Source organism: Gardnerella swidsinskii (assembly GCF_003397705.1).
Classification (GTDB): domain Bacteria; phylum Actinomycetota; class Actinomycetes; order Actinomycetales; family Bifidobacteriaceae; genus Bifidobacterium; species Bifidobacterium swidsinskii.
Genome location: NZ_QJVB01000002.1, coordinates 1 through 17,356, shown reverse-complemented (window position 1 = coordinate 17,356; position 17,356 = coordinate 1). Strand labels below are relative to the sequence as shown.

The following is a 17,356-nucleotide window of genomic DNA, read 5'->3' as shown; positions in this document are numbered from 1 at the left end:
TAACTGCAGTGCGATTAACGTCCAATATGATTTATTATTTTGTTAAGTTACTTTCAGATTTCCACTTTTCTATGAGTTGCAGAGCTTCTCCCTCAGAAACATGGTTAAAGTCGTTATTATTATTTTCATAATTCAGTACAAACGACGCTAATTTTATTTGCTCTTCTTTAGTAAATTCATCTAAATGATTTTTAACGGAATCTTTAATTCCATTGTAAAGATTTTCTCTAGAAATATAATTTGAGTAACTTTTTAAATTAAAATCCCATCCATAACCATTCGAACCACTGAAGAAATATGCTTTAGTGCATATAAATTTAAGTTTACTCACTTTATCGTTAAATAGTTTTTTAACATAATTTTCAGCTCCTTCTTTATCAAGATCTTCCCACAAATAAAATACTATGTTAAATACTCGCATATTTATCATATTTTCAGATTTTGCAATGAGTTTAATTTTATCAATATAAATTTTTTCGAGAGATTCTAAATGCTTTAAGCTAACTAAATGCAAATCCTTACGCTCGGTTTTATTAAATCTCCCAAATGCCATTTCTTCTCGACTAAGAATATCTGCAATAAGTCCAAGATTAGATTTATTGGAATTTTTAAGAATAGAATAAATTATTTCATAACGTTCATATTCAGAGTCTAATGTTTGAATAAAATAGAGTACAAATTCAGATACTGAATCAGAAATATTATTTATATTATTTATTTCTGTTGCTTTATTTACAAATTCTCCATACAAATTTATAAGCGTAAATACAACGAACTTAAAACGCTCATAATGTTCTTTATCAAACAATGACTCCATGCTTCTTAACAAATAGTCAAGGTTGCCTTGTGAATTAATATTTTTAACAGTACTAATTAAAAGATCTTTGTCATATTTATACAAGCAATCATAAATTTTCTCTCTTGAAACCTTAATTCTACCTATATCGAACATAAAATATAAACTAAATTTTTCAACAGACGCGATGCGATTATATCTTAAAAGTTGCAGATTGCTTGAATGAGAATATTCACCATTGTAATGAATCAATCTAGCAAATGTAGGAAACATTAATATAATAATCTGCATAGATGATTCTGGATTTAAACCCAGCTGTTTAAATTCATTTTTATAGTATTCATAAGTTCTTTCTTCATATTTATTTAAATCGTTATATGATTGTGGCCCATATACATAGATTGCATTATTAATAATCCATTCATATAACTTCGGCTCGAAGATTTCTATTGCAGTAATAGCTAATAAATCAACAAATGATGTTTCTTTCCATAAAGCGGTATATTTGAATTGGAAAGAATTTAGCAACCTATTAGTATCTCTTATATTTTTGATATATGGATTCACGCAATTTTCAAGCACTTTTTCAAAATAATCATTGTTTTCAAATTCTTCTTCGCAATCATTTTTGTATACAATTTTATTGAGTCTACTTTTTAATATTTCAGGCAATAGTGATTTATCAATTTCAGGAACTTCAAAAGAAACTTGAACAATTTTCTTTAAATATTCATCTCCATCAATATTGTGATATTCAGACAAAGCATTGCAAACAATTTCCCTATCCATTGTAAGAACATAAATTATGTTTGGAAAATCGCCTACTTGTTTAACCAATTGGAAAATATCTTTAATTTGAGGAGTAGTCAATCTATCTATATCATCAATAAAAACAATTATTTTGTGGTTAAAATCTTCTAGCGTTTTACACAGTTTTTCTTTAGCTTCATCCAAACTAGGCGTTTTCATTAATTTAGATCCTGCTGCTTTGAATATAGTTTTCAGTATATGAGCGATTGCAGTCCCAGCTACTGGAATAGATGGCAAAGCGTCAATAATATAGGAATATTGACTTATAGCCTTTCCGATTTTTTCTTTATTCTCTTCGCCTTTAGCTACACCTAGTTTATTCTTCAATTCATAGAAAAATAAACTAATCAAATTGTTTTTATCTGAATAATTCCATGGCGAAAATCTTATAATTATTGGATAGTGACATTGATCTTCTTCTGCAGATTTTTGTGAAGTAAAATTTTTTTTGATTCTTTTGTATACTTTTGAATACCATTTTTTCTTCTCTGATTTAGCTACTGGAATCTCAGATATTGCCATATTTATAATAGATGTCTTGCCACTACCCCACTTTCCATACAAACCGATTACAAGACCATCTTTGCTATCATATTCACAAATCGATTTTCCAAATTGTTTAGCAAAATCAGATCTTCCCAACAAATCTTCATCAGCTTTTTCAATAGGTTTATCCGCAACGTAGCTCATATGCTTTCTCCCTACTTTTTCAATTGCAATATTTTTTAGAATCATTTACATTCTAATCATTTATGCAAATTATTCTTTATCTAATCCTTACAATGTTAGGTATTCTAAAAAATTGAGTTATAAGATTATAAACACAAAATTTGAAAATACTATTACATAAAATACAAACTGGCATACAGAGTATTGATGGTTGAAAATCAAAAAAATAAAGGAGCCCACACAACGCCTAAGGTGAGTAAATCAACCGACGGCATGGAGCCGACTTTCAACGCAGGAAGACTCCTATAAAGGATATTAGTAAATATTGCATTATTGCACAACATTGACCTTGTTTGTATATCAAATCTAATTTATAGAGTTGGCACGCAAGTGTATCAAAATTGTTGCGTAATGAAACAGTTTTGATACGCAAATATTGAGTTGTTGTACGTAGATGTTGGCTTATTATACACAGATGTTGAGTTGTTATTATGTACAAATTGAGCAATAAAAACATGTATAATCCCTAGCAGGTTGGATAATAGACGCATGAATATTGCGGATCAACACAAGAAGGCAGCCGAGTTTATTGAGCACTGGCAAGGTCGTGGCGACGAAAAGCAGGAAACACAGAAGTTTTGGCTTGACCTTATGCAAAATGTTTTGGGTGTTCCAGACGCAATAAGCAATACCGAGTTTGAGTATCGTACTGCTAACCGTGGGTACATTGACATGTTGTGCCCTGATTCTCGTTTTCTTGTTGAGCAAAAAAGTAAGAATGTTGATCTTGATAAGCCTGAAGAACGTCAAGGTGATTCTGTTACTCCAGCTGAGCAAGCTGTGAGATATTCCGACAATCTTCCGCCTAGTAAAAAACCTACTTTTATTTGTACCTGTAATTTCAACACTTTTCGTTTTTATGATCTTGAGAAAGATCCTAGAGCACAAAAGTCACCAGTTGAAGAGTTTACGTTAAATAAGCTTGCTGAACATTTAACAGTATTCCGTAATATTTTTAGCGAGAATCGTTCGCGTAACTATATTGAAAAACAGCTTTCTGAAAAAGCCGGATTGTTAGTAGCTAATTTACACAATGAGCTAGCGAAACAGTATGCAGATCCGGATAGCGAAGAAGAACATCATTCTTTAGCATTGCTAACTGTTCGTATAGTGTTTTGCTTATATGCTGAAGATGCAAACTTGTTCACGAATCATATTTTCAGTAATTATATTCATAATGTGCAAGCTAGCGATCTTCGTAGGAAACTTATTGATTTATTTAATACTCTTGATACTAAAGAAAAAGATAGAGATAAGTATCTTGAAAATGAGTTACAACAGTTCCCATACGTAAATGGTGGATTGTTCCGTGAAAATATTGAAATTCCTCAACTCACTGAGCCAATTAAAGACGCTATTCTTCATGCTGGAGATGATTTTGATTGGCATACAATCAGCCCTGTTATTTTTGGCTCTTTGATGGAAGAAACGCTAAGTCACGATCAGCGGCGAAAAGGCGGAATGCATTACACTACTGTGAAGAATATTCACAGGCTTATTGATCCACTATTTTTAGACGACTTAACAAATGAGCTTACTCAAATTGAAATTGATCAAAAAATTTCTGAAAAAGTTCGTAAAAATAAACTCGAGAAGTATCAGAATAAGCTTGCAAGCCTTCAGTTTTTAGACCCCGCTTGCGGTTCAGGCAATTTTTTGACTGAAACATTTCTTTGCTTAAGAAAGCTTGAAAATAGAGCGATTGAGCTTATGCTTGGCGGTCAAGGTTACGTTGATTTAGGAGATAACAATAGCCTTATAAAGGTAAGTATTGATCAGTTCCACGGCATTGAGATTAACGATTTTGCTGTGTGTGTTGCTAAAACTGCATTGTGGATTGCTGAGCAGCAAGCTTTAGACGATACTGAAAGTATTGCAGGATGCGCTTTACCTCATCTTCCTTTGCATGATTCGGGGAATATTGTTAGAGCAAATGCTTTGCAATACGACTGGAATGATTTGCTTTCTGCAGATAGATGTTCGTATGTGATTGGAAATCCGCCGTTTGTGGGGCAATATTTGAAGTCTGTAAACCAGACTGAAGACATGAAAGCTGTGTGGGGAAAAGATTACAACGGTTATCTCGATTACGCTACTGGTTGGTATAGGAAAACAAGCTTATATCTTGCTCATAATCGTTATGCTGCTTTTGCTTTTGTGTCAACTAATAGTATCACTCAAGGTCAGCCTGTGCCAGCATTATTCAAACCGCTGTTTTCTGAAGGTTGGCGTATTCGTTTTGCACATAAGACGTTTGCTTGGAATGCTCAATCTACTGATAATGCAAATGTGCATGTTGTGATTGTTGGTATGGATAAGCAAAGTGACAAGATTTTGCAACCAGTTTTATATAGTTACGAAAAAATTAATGGTGAGCCTACTAAAACCTTAGTTTCTCACATAAATCCATATCTCGTGGGGGGGGGGTATGACATTTTTGTTGAAAAACGTAGCCAGGCTGCAGGCCCTCTTTCCTTTATGCTTAAAAAAGTAGATAGAGGTTCTGAGCCAACGGATGGCGGTAATCTTATTCTTAATACTCGTGAAGAATATGATGAAGCAATGAAAGACCCTATTGCTGCTAAATATGTGCATCCTTTCCGCATGGGTAAAGAACTTATTAATAATATTGAACGCTGGTGTTTGTGGCTTTTAGACGCTGAGCCAAATGAAATGCGTGAATCAAAATTTATTGCTCAACGTATCGAAAAAGTTTGTAGAATGCGTGAAGAAAGCACTGCTGAAGAAACGCGAACTAAAGCTAAGACTGGATGGATATTTGGAAGAATTAATCAACCAGATAAAAATTATCTAGCTATTCCACGCGTATTTACCAATCGTCGCGAATATGCTACTTGCGATTTATATGAGCCAAATATTATTGCTGGAGACAAAGTTTATACATGTATAGACCCAGATGGATTTAATTTTGCAATTATTGAATCATCTATGTTTATGACTTGGCAAAAGGCTGTTGGTGGAAGATTAAAAAGTGACCCTAGCTTCTCCAACACAGTCGTTTGGAATAATCTTCCACTTCCAGAGCTTACAAGTGATATGCGAGCAAAAGTTATTGAAGCAGGTAAAGCAGTACTACAAGCGCGCGCGAATCACCCAGGCCAATCTCTAGCAGATTTGTATGACCCAACATACATGCCAACAGATTTGCGCAAAGCTCACGATGAGCTAGACAAAATAGTAGACGTTGCTTTTGGTTCTGCAAAGCCTTGCACTAATAATGACGAGCGTTTGGAAATTCTCTTCAAATCCTATATTCGCATGACTAAGGAATGAATTTAATATAAGCAAACCTATAAAACAAAAGCTAATCTGGTGAATATTATTGGGGGCATAATCCAAGATCTAAACACCGTTACTAACTCAGTCAACGAACTGAGAAAGTAACGGTAAAACGCAAAACGCCGTTAATATCTCAGCTAACGAACTGAGAAAATAACGGTGTTTAACGATTGCTACATACTACTTTCTGAATCAACCAGCTTAAAGCCGCAGCGCACTAAACTTTTTAGCGATAGTCTTCACTAAGTACGAACAACAGCCTAAAGCACGCAAAATCGTCTGATCCTAATACCCAATTACATCTTTCTCAACTTCGCGTATAACGTCCTCGGATATGTTTTCAACAGCAATACGATAGACCTTATTCATGCGAGGATTATAAATACCCAAGTACTTAATATTCTGAAACTCTGGATGAATAGAATGCAAACCCATACGCCAATACATAAGCAGTTGAAGAGTCTGATCCTTATCCAACTTTTCTTTAGAAACTTTGAGATCCCACAAAGTATCAGCTGTTATAAAATCACCATCGCCAGCACTTACCGTATCGGTGTAACCGCCCTCTAGCGTAAAACCGTCAAGCACCTTCGGGTCATAACACTCAAGAAAATGAAGCGAGCGTTGAACCATAACTCTAATGTTTTGGATTGTGTGCTCATCGGGATTGATTTCATCAAAAGGCCTGTATCCAATAGGATCATATCTAAAGCATACGTCGAATCCAACAAGTTTGACGGCGTTAACTATATCTTCATCGCTAAGTCCTTTAATGTCGGACAGAAGTTTCGATGCATTATCGTGTTCGTTTATAATCATTGCGCCCAGTAAAGAAATTTTAAACGCGTCTATTGCACTCGATCCAGACATTAAACGAGTCATGTAGTCAACTACTATACCAACTAAACTTGGGTGAATGTTCTCTTTATCATATAAGTCTTCTATTCCTTCGCCTAATGATTCTTCAACAAAATCTTTTCGTGGCAAATATCCACCATAAGGTTGTTTAATGCTCTTAATGCGTTGTGTAACTGAAGATCCCATAACTAAACACTCTCCTCTTTAAAAGTGCGTACAGATTATGAAAATAATTTAATAGAAACAACGTACGTATTTAATAGAATCAACGTACGTACGAATTTGTTGAGACAAAAAACTGATATGTAATTCTTTTGTACTACCCCACTGCAATTTTTAACGTGTTAACAAAAGTCTCAAGTAGCGTGATACTTGCGAAACATATAACACAGAAAGCAACAGTTTCAGAGTACAAAAGGAAAAGTTTCATTGCATACAAGAGTTAAGAAACTAGACCTGCCCATTTACTACTTATTACAAGGCTGACCAACCTCATAAATTCCTTATCTCCAAATCTCCAATAAAGTCTATGAGGAACTTGCCAAATGAAGTATTTAACACGAGAACAGGTGATTAAACTTTTGCTTTCATCTGCTTGCGTATGCTTGCAACTATTTTGTAAAATAAGCACAGAAAGGACGCGAACACAATGTCAAATACGAATGCTGTATATGCAAGAATCGATACAAATCTTAAAGAAAACGCTGAAAGCATATTGAACCAGCTTGGCATAACACCGTCTTCTGCGATTCAAATGCTTTACAGCCAGATTGTTTTACAAAAAGGCATGCCATTTGAACTTCGCTTGCCAACTAATAAGCAAGAAAAGCCGATTGCTTTAGGCAGCTTAACAAGAGATGAGTTGGATAAGGAATTGCAAAAGGGCATCGACTCTATTTCGACTGGCAAACAATATAGTGCAGATGAAGTAGATCAGTTCTTTGCAAAGGAATATGGTGCATGAGTACAACTTATAACATCATCTATTCTCCGCAAGCGTTCCTTGATCTTACAGAACTATACGAATACATTCGCTTTACATTACAAGTTCCAAAAACAGCTGAAAAACAAGTCAACCGCATTAAGTATGCTATACGTTCTTTGAGACTATGCCTATGCGATATCCTCCTGTAGCGTGGGAACCCTGGCATTCTGTGGGAATACGCAGAGTTTCAGTCGATAACTACACAGTTTTTTACCAAGTAGACGAAAACCAAATGACTGTAACAGTTATTCGTATCTTCTACTCAGGCAGAAATATTGAAAACATTGTTAACGACTCAAACAATTAATGCGCGATTTGGGATAGAAAAGTACTGGCAACGTATTCACACTTTTTAGTGCACACTATGGATATTGGGTGCACTTTTTAACGATAGGAAAATATCGCAAAAAGGTTTAAGATTGGCTTGATAACTTGATTCTTGAGCATAAAAACAGCCTAGAAGCTCCCCTAGGCTGGTTGCAACGTTTCGTGGGATTTGACACTCTTTTAACTTTTGCACTAGTTTATTTCTATGTCTTCTAATCGTTCCTTTTTTTAATTATCTTTCTTTATCAATCGTTCTCTTTCAGAGCAAGTTCTATAAGCTTATCCGTGTAATCAGCCATAAATAACGGAATATTCAACATATCATCGTCTAGTTTGAGATTATTCAGCGAGAATCGTATACGTAATTTCGTTTGATTAGGGAATAATTCTTTAAACTTTTTCAAACTTCTACTATTAATATTTGCTTCAGATTTAACTTCAATAGGGAAAATATCATTTTCTCGTTGAATAAGAAAATCCACTTCATACGGCGGATTTGTTTGAGACCAGTATCTAGGCATCACTTCAAATTGAGTAAGCAGCGCTTGTAAAACATAATTTTCTGTTAAAGCACCCTTAAACTCAGTAAACAGCCTATTGCCTTCCGAAAACGCAGTAGGAGAAAGTTGCGCTAATCGCCTTAACAAACCAACATCTGCCAAATAAATCTTAAAAGCAGATACATCATCATAAGCAGCAATAGGTAAATTCGGCGCAGTATTTCTATAAATTTTATACACCAATTGTGCCGATACTAGCCATTGCAAAGCGTCTTCATATTCTCTTGCTCGCGCACCATTTTTAACAACTTTATACAAGAATTTTTTATTTTCACGCGCAAGTTGAGACGGAATAGAATTCCAAATCATTGATATTTTAGGAAACTCACCAACACTAGGATGTTTCGCAAAATCTCGTTCATAAGCTGTTATGATCTCAAACAACGTTTCTTGCATTGCGTTTACATCTCGCGCTTTAGTCCACATTAAAACCGATTCAGGCATTCCCCCCGTAACATAATACATTTTTAATTTCTCGTATAGAGGATTAAAAAATGCGTCTGGAATCTGTTCTATTTTATCGATTTGTTCAATATACTTCGCTAGATTTTCATCTCCATTAGCAAGCAAAAACTCCGTGAAATTCATTGGGTTTATTTGCATAAAATTAACTTTTCCAACTGGGAATGAAGATGGTTTTGCAAGCGTTATTCCAAGCAACGATCCAGCGCAAGCAACATGATATTGCGGAGCGTTTTCACAAAAATATTTCATCGAGTTTATTACTTCTGGGCAATCCTGAACCTCATCAAATATAACCAACGTGTTTTCTGCTTCGATTTTTTGACCACTTGCAAGCATAAGATTTTGTAAAATTCGCTCCACGCTTTTAGTGGTTTCAAAGAATTGCTTATATTCTTTGTTTTCGTCGAAGTTAAAATAAGCAATATTTTTGTAGTAAAGCTTACCAAATTCTTTTAATACCCAAGTTTTACCAACTTGACGCACACCTTTTAATATCAATGGTTTACGATACGGCGAGTTCTTCCATGCTAAAAGTTTGCTCATAATCAGCCTTTTCATGATTACTCACCTTTCACTTGACGTTACACTATTAAATATTGCAACCGTATTAGCGCGTTGCTATTTCTACGCGTAGTTGCACTGTTGTTCTGTTATATTTTGCGTTATCTTTTATCGTATATCACATTATTATATATGTTTTGGTGCATTTAATCACATTATTATACGTATTTTAGTGTTTTTTATCACATAATTCTACACATTGAACAGTGCACAACGCAGTGAGCACATCCATCTGTTTTGCACCGAAGATTATGCACCCAAGATTTACTCTATTCTTATCAGAAACCTCGGTAATACCATTTTCTAATTCATCATTCAAATCACCTGAGTTCACATCACTCAAGGTTTTATAAAACAATCTGCCTTAAGAAAATAAACCTCAAAAACCGTTTCTATCAACTTTTATGATTAGATAGATTCTTGTTACGATCTTCAATACAATTGCAAATTAAATCTACAGCTTTAATACTGACAACATTTTAGCAACCCCTCAATATTTTCCCATCCACTCGCTCCTGCTACATACCTACTTGTTGCCTTTGTTTCTACATTGAAGTATGTTATCAGCAATAGGAGGTACAAATTTATGGATAAAAATGAAAATATTAATTTACCTAAGAAGGTCACCATTACTTTAGATCTTGACAAATTATACAATGAACTAAAAGAAAATGGTTGGAAACCTAATAGTACGGCTAAATACTACAAGCATTACATACTTAAACATATTGACAAAGAAGATACTATTCTTGGACCTGACGAAAGCGTGAGATATCTAATTGATCTAATGACCACAATTTCATCCCGTCATTTCTTATCAATGATTGAACCAGGCCCTGGTAAAGACGCTCTTATAAAACGTGTTATACACGAATATGAAAAATAGGGATATACAAATATTATTTTTTCTTATAGCCTATAGCAGCTTTACTTATTTTCTTACGTAAAATTATCAAATACCCCCTATTTTTTCAAACACAAAAGTCTAACTTTTTTGTGGGGTACATCACATTTACATCTGATAACTATTTCTTAGTTCTAAGTAATATTATTTATTCAGCTCCTATGGCATTTAAAAAATCATTAAGCGTTTTTTCAAGTTCTTCGTTTTCTTTTACTAGTTTTATGCATTTTTTAGGAATGTAGCGTAATTTATTGGCTTCATCTCTTAAAATTATGAAATTTTTTTCTTCGCCTTTAGGGCAATTGCCTCTGTATAAAACTCCGTAGTGAGACCCCTTTTTGTAGGTATAGGTATTTCTTACTAGCATGATTTGTTTAATTTCTTTTTCTTTTATTACTCCCTTCAAAGCATCATGTGGGTGAAAATTACCTGTAGTTATATCTACGTTATAATTGTTAGAATGTATTTTAGCTTTTTTATATTTTTCTTTTCTATTTTCCTTACTTATGATATCAAATAAGCGATTATCTCCCAAGAAATCATCTTCTTCATAATTTTTCAAATCTATTTCCGTACTTGTATTTGTATTTAAATCATCTTCTGTAAGTCCAAAAGTATATGGCATTAAAAGAATTTTGTTATATTTAATCCTGTAAATATCCACATCCACATTATCTTTTAGTTTTATTTCCCACCAATATAAATTTTTTAATAATTTTGATATAGATGCTCCTCTAGACACGTTAATTTTATTTTTAATTGTTGCAAATTTACTTAAATACTTATTCAATGTTTTTATCTCAGAATATGCTTCTCTAGCATTATTTATTTCAGCAGTTAACTCGTCTTTCGAACTACCATTACCCATAATAAACTCTCTTTCCTTCTGCGTAAAATCCACATATAAAGCCAGGTGCAAATGGTGTGCATTTTTCTTACATCAATCTTGTACACTCCACGCGTCTCGACATTACGCCTTGGACATTAGGCAAACACACTCCACGTGTGTCGGGTTATAACTATGGATTGAATTTGATATGTTGTGTAGGTGGTTTAGATGCCACAAATTACTGATACTATTTTCCTACATTTAAACTCATCATTTACACAACTTAAACATGTTGCTATTTTATTAACGCATTCACATTATTTATAAATTGATTCATGTTTTCCACAGCAATTTTTATTAATTCAGTTCTTTTATAATAACAATCTTCAAATACATAATATACTTTATTATCAATAACTTCTAATTTTATTCTACCATGTGCTATTGCATTTCTTATCTTATGTAGAATATATATAGTGTTTCCAAACTTTTCATCCCTACTTCTAATCGTACCATCTGATATTTTCTTTTTAACAAACAATGCCATTTGTGAACTATCATATTCAAAGTCATCTACGTTTAAAACAGAATATTTTATCGATTCTAGGTCAGTATCTTCCAACCTCAATGAAAAATTAATAATATATATAATTTTAAAGAACCATCGGAATTCTATCCATGAATCACTGTCTTCTTTTAATTCATCAATACTTTTCAATATTCGATCGATCATCTTAGCTTTTTTTGAATCTATAGCAATTTTATAATCTATGATTCTATCATTCAACTGAATTAGGTGAGTTAAAAAATTTGAAAATTCGGTTTCTATATCATAGATGCTTTTGACAAAATATCCTAGCTCATTCTTTGTAATATCTTTACCTAGATATTTATGTAACATTTCACAATACTTCGTTAATTCTTTTTCTGTAATTTCCGTTTTAGTAATTTCAAAGCAATCCTCATTATTAACTAAAAATTCTTTTAAAGCTTGAAATTCTCCACTCGAAAAGACCTTATTATTCATAGGATGTAGCTGATTATCAAGAGTATATTTTCGCTTTCCTTTATATTTAACTTCCATAAAATATGGAATTTCTTCACTTAATTTAATATAGGTATGTTTGTAGGCAATAGATTTTGTCATTTGATTTAAGTATAGTTTTCCTATTAATTCATGACAAAGTGGTTCTATAACCAATCCCTTGCTTTTTAAAATCCCCTTATCTTTATTGAATGCAAAATAATATGGAATTGGGCCGTTCTCTCCATAACTCATAAAACATCCGTACTGCATATGTGCAAATGAATTTCTTAAAATTTTTCTACTATCCCATAATGACTTAGGTTTATATTTTAATTCTGATTCATTAAATTCATAATAAAACGTGTCATCAACAGTTATTTTAAATCTGTCTTCAATTTCTTTAATCGTTTCTCCATATTTATTCTTAATACTAGCAATATAATTTTTAGAATCAAAAGTATCTTTTAAATAATCTTTTTCTAATTTTTCTTTGTTAAACAACATCACACAAGAATCTAAAAAAATTCGAAATCTGAATAAATCTACTAAATTCATATCTATTTTGTTTGTGCAAATATCCTGCTTAATTTTATCGATATCAAAATTATGTTTATAATAATCCTCATATTTTTTTATTTGTATCACATTATTCAAAAAATAATTAGTCAATATTTGTACCCCCGACCAACTTTTAATTTGTTATATATTATACATGCTCATCACTTATACTATACAAAAAAGAGATACACAGAACTATGTAAAGAAGGCAATCCTACATAGGTCTATGACTCTCTTACTTTTTAATATTGATAACTTGCCCTGTTTTCAGCTTTAACTCTAAACTAGCATCTTTTGCTCGTACTTCATCAACTAGCATCCATCGTATGGATGTTTTCCTTTTCAAAGTAAATAGCAACTTGTTTAGCCTTTAGCTCACGAGCGTATTGTAAGCAATCTAAAGTATTTCTGGCAAAGCGTGAAATAGATTTAGTAATCACTAGATCTATATACCTTGCTTTACACTCTTCAATTATTCGATTAAACTCTCGCCGATTCTTCATGTTAGTCCCAGAAATACCTTCATCTGCATAAATATCTACTAAGTATATAGAATTAATTAGTAACGTTCATATGCTGTCCCTTTCACGGGAATTCTGCAGCAAAAACTAGGACTTTTTTGGACTTCTATTGTAATTACTTTTATAGTTACTTTTGAATAAACCACCCCGGGTGCAAGTGGGTGCACTTTTTAACGTTAACATCCTGTGCACTCGACCCTAGAACGTTGATATCTTCCCTCAAACAGCCAAAATACGTTCAAAAACCGAGCAAAGCCAGCTTAAATCCACCACAGGCTAAACCCTTTAACGATAACTCTCGCTAAGCCCTGCTACACAAAGGCAAATTTGCACCCACCTAATCAGACCTTGACATCAATACAACGCTTTTGACGTGCGTAGAGTTTTTTGCTTAAAAGAGAAGAAAACAGTCTTATAAAATCTTATGCGGCTACTGCGGTTCTTCTCCGTGGGTGCCACTTGATAACGAGAACAATATTGGTAAGCACAATACCAACAACTACGCTTACCCACACTAAGCTCGGTGTAAGCAGCCAAGCGAGAACACCAAAGATTAGCAGTCGAAGCAGCACAACAATAACTAAGAAAGGCCAACTTTTTGTTAGGCATTTCTGTTGATCAGCCTTCAATGCGCCCATCATAACCATAACCGCAGCTGCCGCGCAAGAAAATAGCATATTGCCCAAGAATATGACGAGTAGCGTTCGCCAGCCGAAGATAGTGTTCAGCATCCACCATTGCAGCATCAATGCAAGTAAAAATGTGACAACATCGTATACTGCTTCAATCAGCATATTCGCAACGATTAACGAGGAAAATGTTAAAGACACACCTTTAGGAGTGCCTGTTTTACCCGCGCTCGCATGCTGTAATGCAATCATGTTGCTCACCTCGCGCGCTTTACGCGCTCTTCTTCAAGCATTTGAACGCCAAGCTCAACAGCTTTCTGTGAAGCTTCCTGTAATTGCGCATCCGTCATACCTGACTTCCAAGGCTTTTCAAAAACAAACAGCAACACACTAGTAACCGCTGCGCCAATAATAATGCTAAGCAACGCGATATCGGAAACAAGCAATAAAGCAATACCAGAAGTCACCAGCAGCCTGAGCACAAAATCGATGATTCCGATGAGCAAATCACCAGACCTGTCATCTGGTCTACGATGCCTGTCCCACTGCAGATACGCTGTGCTTAGCAGCGAAAACACCACAACACTCAACGCGAGTATGACCACAGTTTCCCAACCTAGTACGCGGTGCCCTACGAACTGCTGTACAAGCAGCGAAATAATAAGAGTGCAAATACCAGCAACAGTTTCTGTAATCACATGACCCCAAAAAGCATGCTTGAAAAGCACTGGCCTTACATTCATCTCACTCATCATCTAACCCTAGGAAAGGCAATTACGAGTAACTGGCTCGATACCGAGAATACTTTCCAAAAACTTAGCTCCATCAGAACCAAGATGAGCTAGAAGCTCTCCTCGCTTAAATGCTTTCCAGATAGCCGACACAGTTCCATATATTTGCTTCGCTCGCTTCAGCCAACCAAGTGCCTTAGCAATAGGCACACCATATTGAAATACAAATGAAGCTATCGCTAATGCACATCCGACCCAATTAACCATCGGTGCGTAATGTCCAATAGAAACCCTATTCCTACGCATCAGTGACTTAAACGTTAAGCCATGCAATGCTGCATTTAAGCGTGCTTCATAATTTGAAGTTGTACGTGGATTAGCATACTGCAAATCAGCAGGCACTGATTCAAATGCACGGATCAACGCATCCAAGTCTGCATCTGTCATAGTTGTATTAGAAGATAGGCTACCAGCAGCATATGTGAAGTTACCGCGCTCTGTCAATGTGTTAGCGGAAGACACTTCAGCTGAACACAATACTAGTGAGACACTAACAATCGGTACAGATAACATTTTCATTGCTTTACGCATCATTCTCTCTCCTCAAAAATCAGAAAACCCGAATTGATCCGCATTGTTAAGAGGTGCGTCGGATACTGTTATTTGCGTATGCTACACCAACGAGAGTATTTTATTAAATATTGCAAACTAACACAAATTTTTCTTTCTAACAAGATTATTTAGTCTTACACTCACCTTTATGAACACAAACAAATGTCAGAACGAAAACGCTACAACAGGCTGCAGGCACAGTAGAAATCATCAAAACGCTATTGCGATTCAGTGAGATTTGCAAAGAAGCGCTACTGATTCTGTATGGCTCGACTGCTTCATCTTAGTGTCGAGTGTGTAGACAGATTCGTGCTCGTTCGCTGGAATTGGTCAAAGCGTGTTTTTGCTCGGAAACACACCGATTTTTGCCCTTATGCGTTCTCGGAAAAGTTCAAAGGACATGTTCCTGCCTAATAATATGCAAACGCACAGATTTACCAATCGCCTCAAGACTCGCTCTGAGGAAATAAGTCCGAAATCCCATCGTCTCGACATACCTATTCGTGAAACCAAAACTATACATTGAATGTCCGTTTTCCTCTATTCGATATATGGTTTCTGTCTCCAATGGTCGCTTTTTAATCTTCAATGTTCACTTTTTTATATTTCTGGTTCCTGCTGTTTGGCTTATCTGGTATCGTCATTTCTATTTTTCCTGCACTAAGCAAAGGAACAAGATACCTTTCTCTGAAATTCTTGCTATCCGTAAGGCCAAGGTAATCCATCATCTCACGCTTACTTCGCGGTGTACTGCAAAAATCAATTAATCTCAATAACCTTTGTTCCAGATCTTGGGGGGTGACTTGATGGGTATCTTGAGGGACGACTTGTGGGGTATCTTGGGTAATCGGTCCGACCTTGGCAGTTGCAGCCTCAGAAAGAGGAATCACTGTCGTAAAAACATCTGCCTCTGTAAAGACAGGCTCTCCACCAGAATACATCTTCGTGTATTTATAGCTGTTGCGCATACCGCTTCCCAGTTCGTCAGCAAGACCTATCTCACGGAACACTTTTGCTATCGGCGGATTCTTTGCAAATGGCTTGAATGTTTTCAGATTCAAGTTTCCGTGCCCATGCGCAAGGTTCGCATTCTCTGTTGTAATCTTATCCCGTTCAATGACAAGCTTCGGTACATATCCACTGGAAAAATCACGGTGCATGAGCAGGTTGGAAATAATCTCACGCAGGATTTTATCTCTGGCGCTTATCCGCTGGACACCATCCAATGTAAAAACATCATTCAGATGCTTCTTTCCAAATTCCATCAGACGATCATAACTTTCAATCAGGTTTGTGATCACCACATCCCTGTCATCATAACGATCAACATTGAACACTCTGAAAATAGCGTCTGTCTTATGCTGAGGTAACACGGACATGATACGGTTATTCGTACCAAAGAGCAAGACTGCCGCAAGTGTTATACCTTCTTTGTTCGTTTCCGGATCCTCAAGTATAAGCCCGCAGCTTCTGAGCATCTCCTCATCCGTCATGTCAATCCACGGATGGTGCTCAGTATTCACTCTCGTCATTCTCCTTGCTCGATCCATAAGATCATGGCGAAGGCTTGAAACCGGGATGGCAGTGTGGGAGACTTGATCTGTCTATACAAGTGGGACGGTCATTTTGCTTTCGCTTCAGCATATCTATCTTTGCCCCACCAATTTGGCAGGAGCTCCTTCAATGTGACAGTCTTCCGCTGTTCAAAGTCCTCCATAATCTCCATTTTTTCATTTTCTTCATTCAATTGATAAAAGAACTCTCTACACGCTCCACAAGGCATACCGCTTCCCGCGCCATAAGGTGCCTTGTCGCGGAATGGATTGAGAGAACCCCAAGTATAGCTACACTTTTTTGAGTACACACTATTGATAGTGGGTGCACTTTTTAACGATAGGAGGAGGCTATCGTTAAAAGGTTTAGATTGGCTTAATAACTTGATTTTAGCATAAAAACAAAAAAACAGCCTAGAGATGATTCCCCCTAGGCTGACTTTTGTAACATTTCAAACGCTCACAGTCTTTTGGCTTTTACGATGCCCTTTCAACATCAACACTAATCTCTGATTTAAAAGTTACGCTGAACCTGTCCTCGTAAACTTTTATTTTCTTGATGTACTTTCTTACCAGCTTCTCATCATACTCACTAATATCG

Annotated in this window: 12 protein-coding genes and 3 pseudogenes; 4 read left to right on the top strand and 11 right to left on the bottom strand. The window is 35.4% G+C overall.

The annotated features are described in order from the left end of the window. Nucleotides 1-34 precede the first annotated feature (34 nt). Nucleotides 35-2,296 (bottom strand): KAP family P-loop NTPase fold protein, encoded by a 2,262-nt coding sequence (locus tag D0T18_RS02365; RefSeq protein ID WP_116440411.1) that lies wholly within the window; start codon nucleotides 2,294-2,296, stop codon nucleotides 35-37. Between the two features lie 534 nt (nucleotides 2,297-2,830). Between D0T18_RS02365 and D0T18_RS06925 the strand changes: the two genes are divergently transcribed. Then, on the top strand, nucleotides 2,831-5,629 hold the full coding sequence (locus tag D0T18_RS06925; protein WP_410310442.1) for a DNA methyltransferase: 2,799 nt from the start codon (nucleotides 2,831-2,833) through the stop codon (nucleotides 5,627-5,629). 291 nt (nucleotides 5,630-5,920) lie between these two features. On the opposite strand, the gene D0T18_RS02350 is transcribed toward D0T18_RS06925, so the two are convergent. Beyond that, entirely contained in the window at nucleotides 5,921-6,679 is a 759-nt protein-coding gene (locus tag D0T18_RS02350) for a hypothetical protein (protein WP_116440409.1), read from the bottom strand. 463 nt (nucleotides 6,680-7,142) lie between these two features. Here D0T18_RS02350 and D0T18_RS02345 point away from each other — a divergent pair, with 463 nt between their 5' ends. Further along, nucleotides 7,143-7,457 (top strand): type II toxin-antitoxin system RelB/DinJ family antitoxin, encoded by a 315-nt coding sequence (locus D0T18_RS02345; RefSeq protein ID WP_102703100.1) that lies wholly within the window; start codon nucleotides 7,143-7,145, stop codon nucleotides 7,455-7,457. Then, a pseudogene (locus tag D0T18_RS06995) lies at nucleotides 7,454-7,785 on the top strand (type II toxin-antitoxin system RelE/ParE family toxin). Before D0T18_RS02345 ends, D0T18_RS06995 begins: the two are co-directional and overlap by 4 nt. A 265-nt stretch (nucleotides 7,786-8,050) precedes the next feature. Here D0T18_RS06995 and D0T18_RS02335 read toward each other — a convergent pair. Continuing rightward, nucleotides 8,051-9,388 carry an ATP-binding protein gene (locus D0T18_RS02335; protein ID WP_102703099.1) on the bottom strand — a complete coding sequence of 446 codons (1,338 nt, stop codon included), beginning with the start codon at nucleotides 9,386-9,388 and terminating at the stop codon, nucleotides 8,051-8,053. Nucleotides 9,389-9,560: 172 nt separating this feature from the next. After that, nucleotides 9,561-9,734 carry a hypothetical protein gene (locus D0T18_RS02330; RefSeq protein ID WP_240318289.1) on the bottom strand — a complete coding sequence of 58 codons (174 nt, stop codon included), beginning with the start codon at nucleotides 9,732-9,734 and terminating at the stop codon, nucleotides 9,561-9,563. A 243-nt stretch (nucleotides 9,735-9,977) separates the two neighbouring features. On the opposite strand from D0T18_RS02330, the gene D0T18_RS02325 reads away from it, so the two are divergent. After that, nucleotides 9,978-10,277, top strand: coding sequence for a hypothetical protein (locus D0T18_RS02325; protein WP_116440407.1), 300 nt, complete (start codon nucleotides 9,978-9,980; stop codon nucleotides 10,275-10,277). 166 nt (nucleotides 10,278-10,443) lie between these two features. On the opposite strand, the gene D0T18_RS02320 is transcribed toward D0T18_RS02325, so the two are convergent. From D0T18_RS02320 to D0T18_RS06990, 7 genes and pseudogenes are all read right to left on the bottom strand, one after another. Further along, nucleotides 10,444-11,163, bottom strand: a complete 720-nt coding sequence (locus D0T18_RS02320) for a hypothetical protein (protein ID WP_116440406.1) — start codon at nucleotides 11,161-11,163, stop codon at nucleotides 10,444-10,446. A 256-nt stretch (nucleotides 11,164-11,419) separates the two neighbouring features. Then, on the bottom strand, nucleotides 11,420-12,820 hold the full coding sequence (locus D0T18_RS02315) for a hypothetical protein (protein ID WP_116440405.1): 1,401 nt from the start codon (nucleotides 12,818-12,820) through the stop codon (nucleotides 11,420-11,422). A 197-nt stretch (nucleotides 12,821-13,017) separates the two neighbouring features. After that, on the bottom strand, nucleotides 13,018-13,245 hold the full coding sequence (locus D0T18_RS02310; protein ID WP_275895783.1) for a recombinase family protein: 228 nt from the start codon (nucleotides 13,243-13,245) through the stop codon (nucleotides 13,018-13,020). Between the two features lie 407 nt (nucleotides 13,246-13,652). Further along, nucleotides 13,653-14,611 (bottom strand): annotated as a pseudogene (locus D0T18_RS06915) (hypothetical protein). 9 nt (nucleotides 14,612-14,620) lie between these two features. Next, complete coding sequence (locus tag D0T18_RS02300; protein WP_116440402.1) at nucleotides 14,621-15,184, bottom strand: hypothetical protein; 564 nt, start codon at nucleotides 15,182-15,184, stop codon at nucleotides 14,621-14,623. A gap of 596 nt (nucleotides 15,185-15,780) precedes the next feature. After that, nucleotides 15,781-16,695 (bottom strand): Fic family protein, encoded by a 915-nt coding sequence (locus tag D0T18_RS02295; RefSeq protein ID WP_240318274.1) that lies wholly within the window; start codon nucleotides 16,693-16,695, stop codon nucleotides 15,781-15,783. Between the two features lie 128 nt (nucleotides 16,696-16,823). Further along, nucleotides 16,824-17,021 (bottom strand): annotated as a pseudogene (locus tag D0T18_RS06990) (cytidine deaminase); the annotation flags it as partial. Between the last annotated feature and the right edge of the window lie 335 nt (nucleotides 17,022-17,356).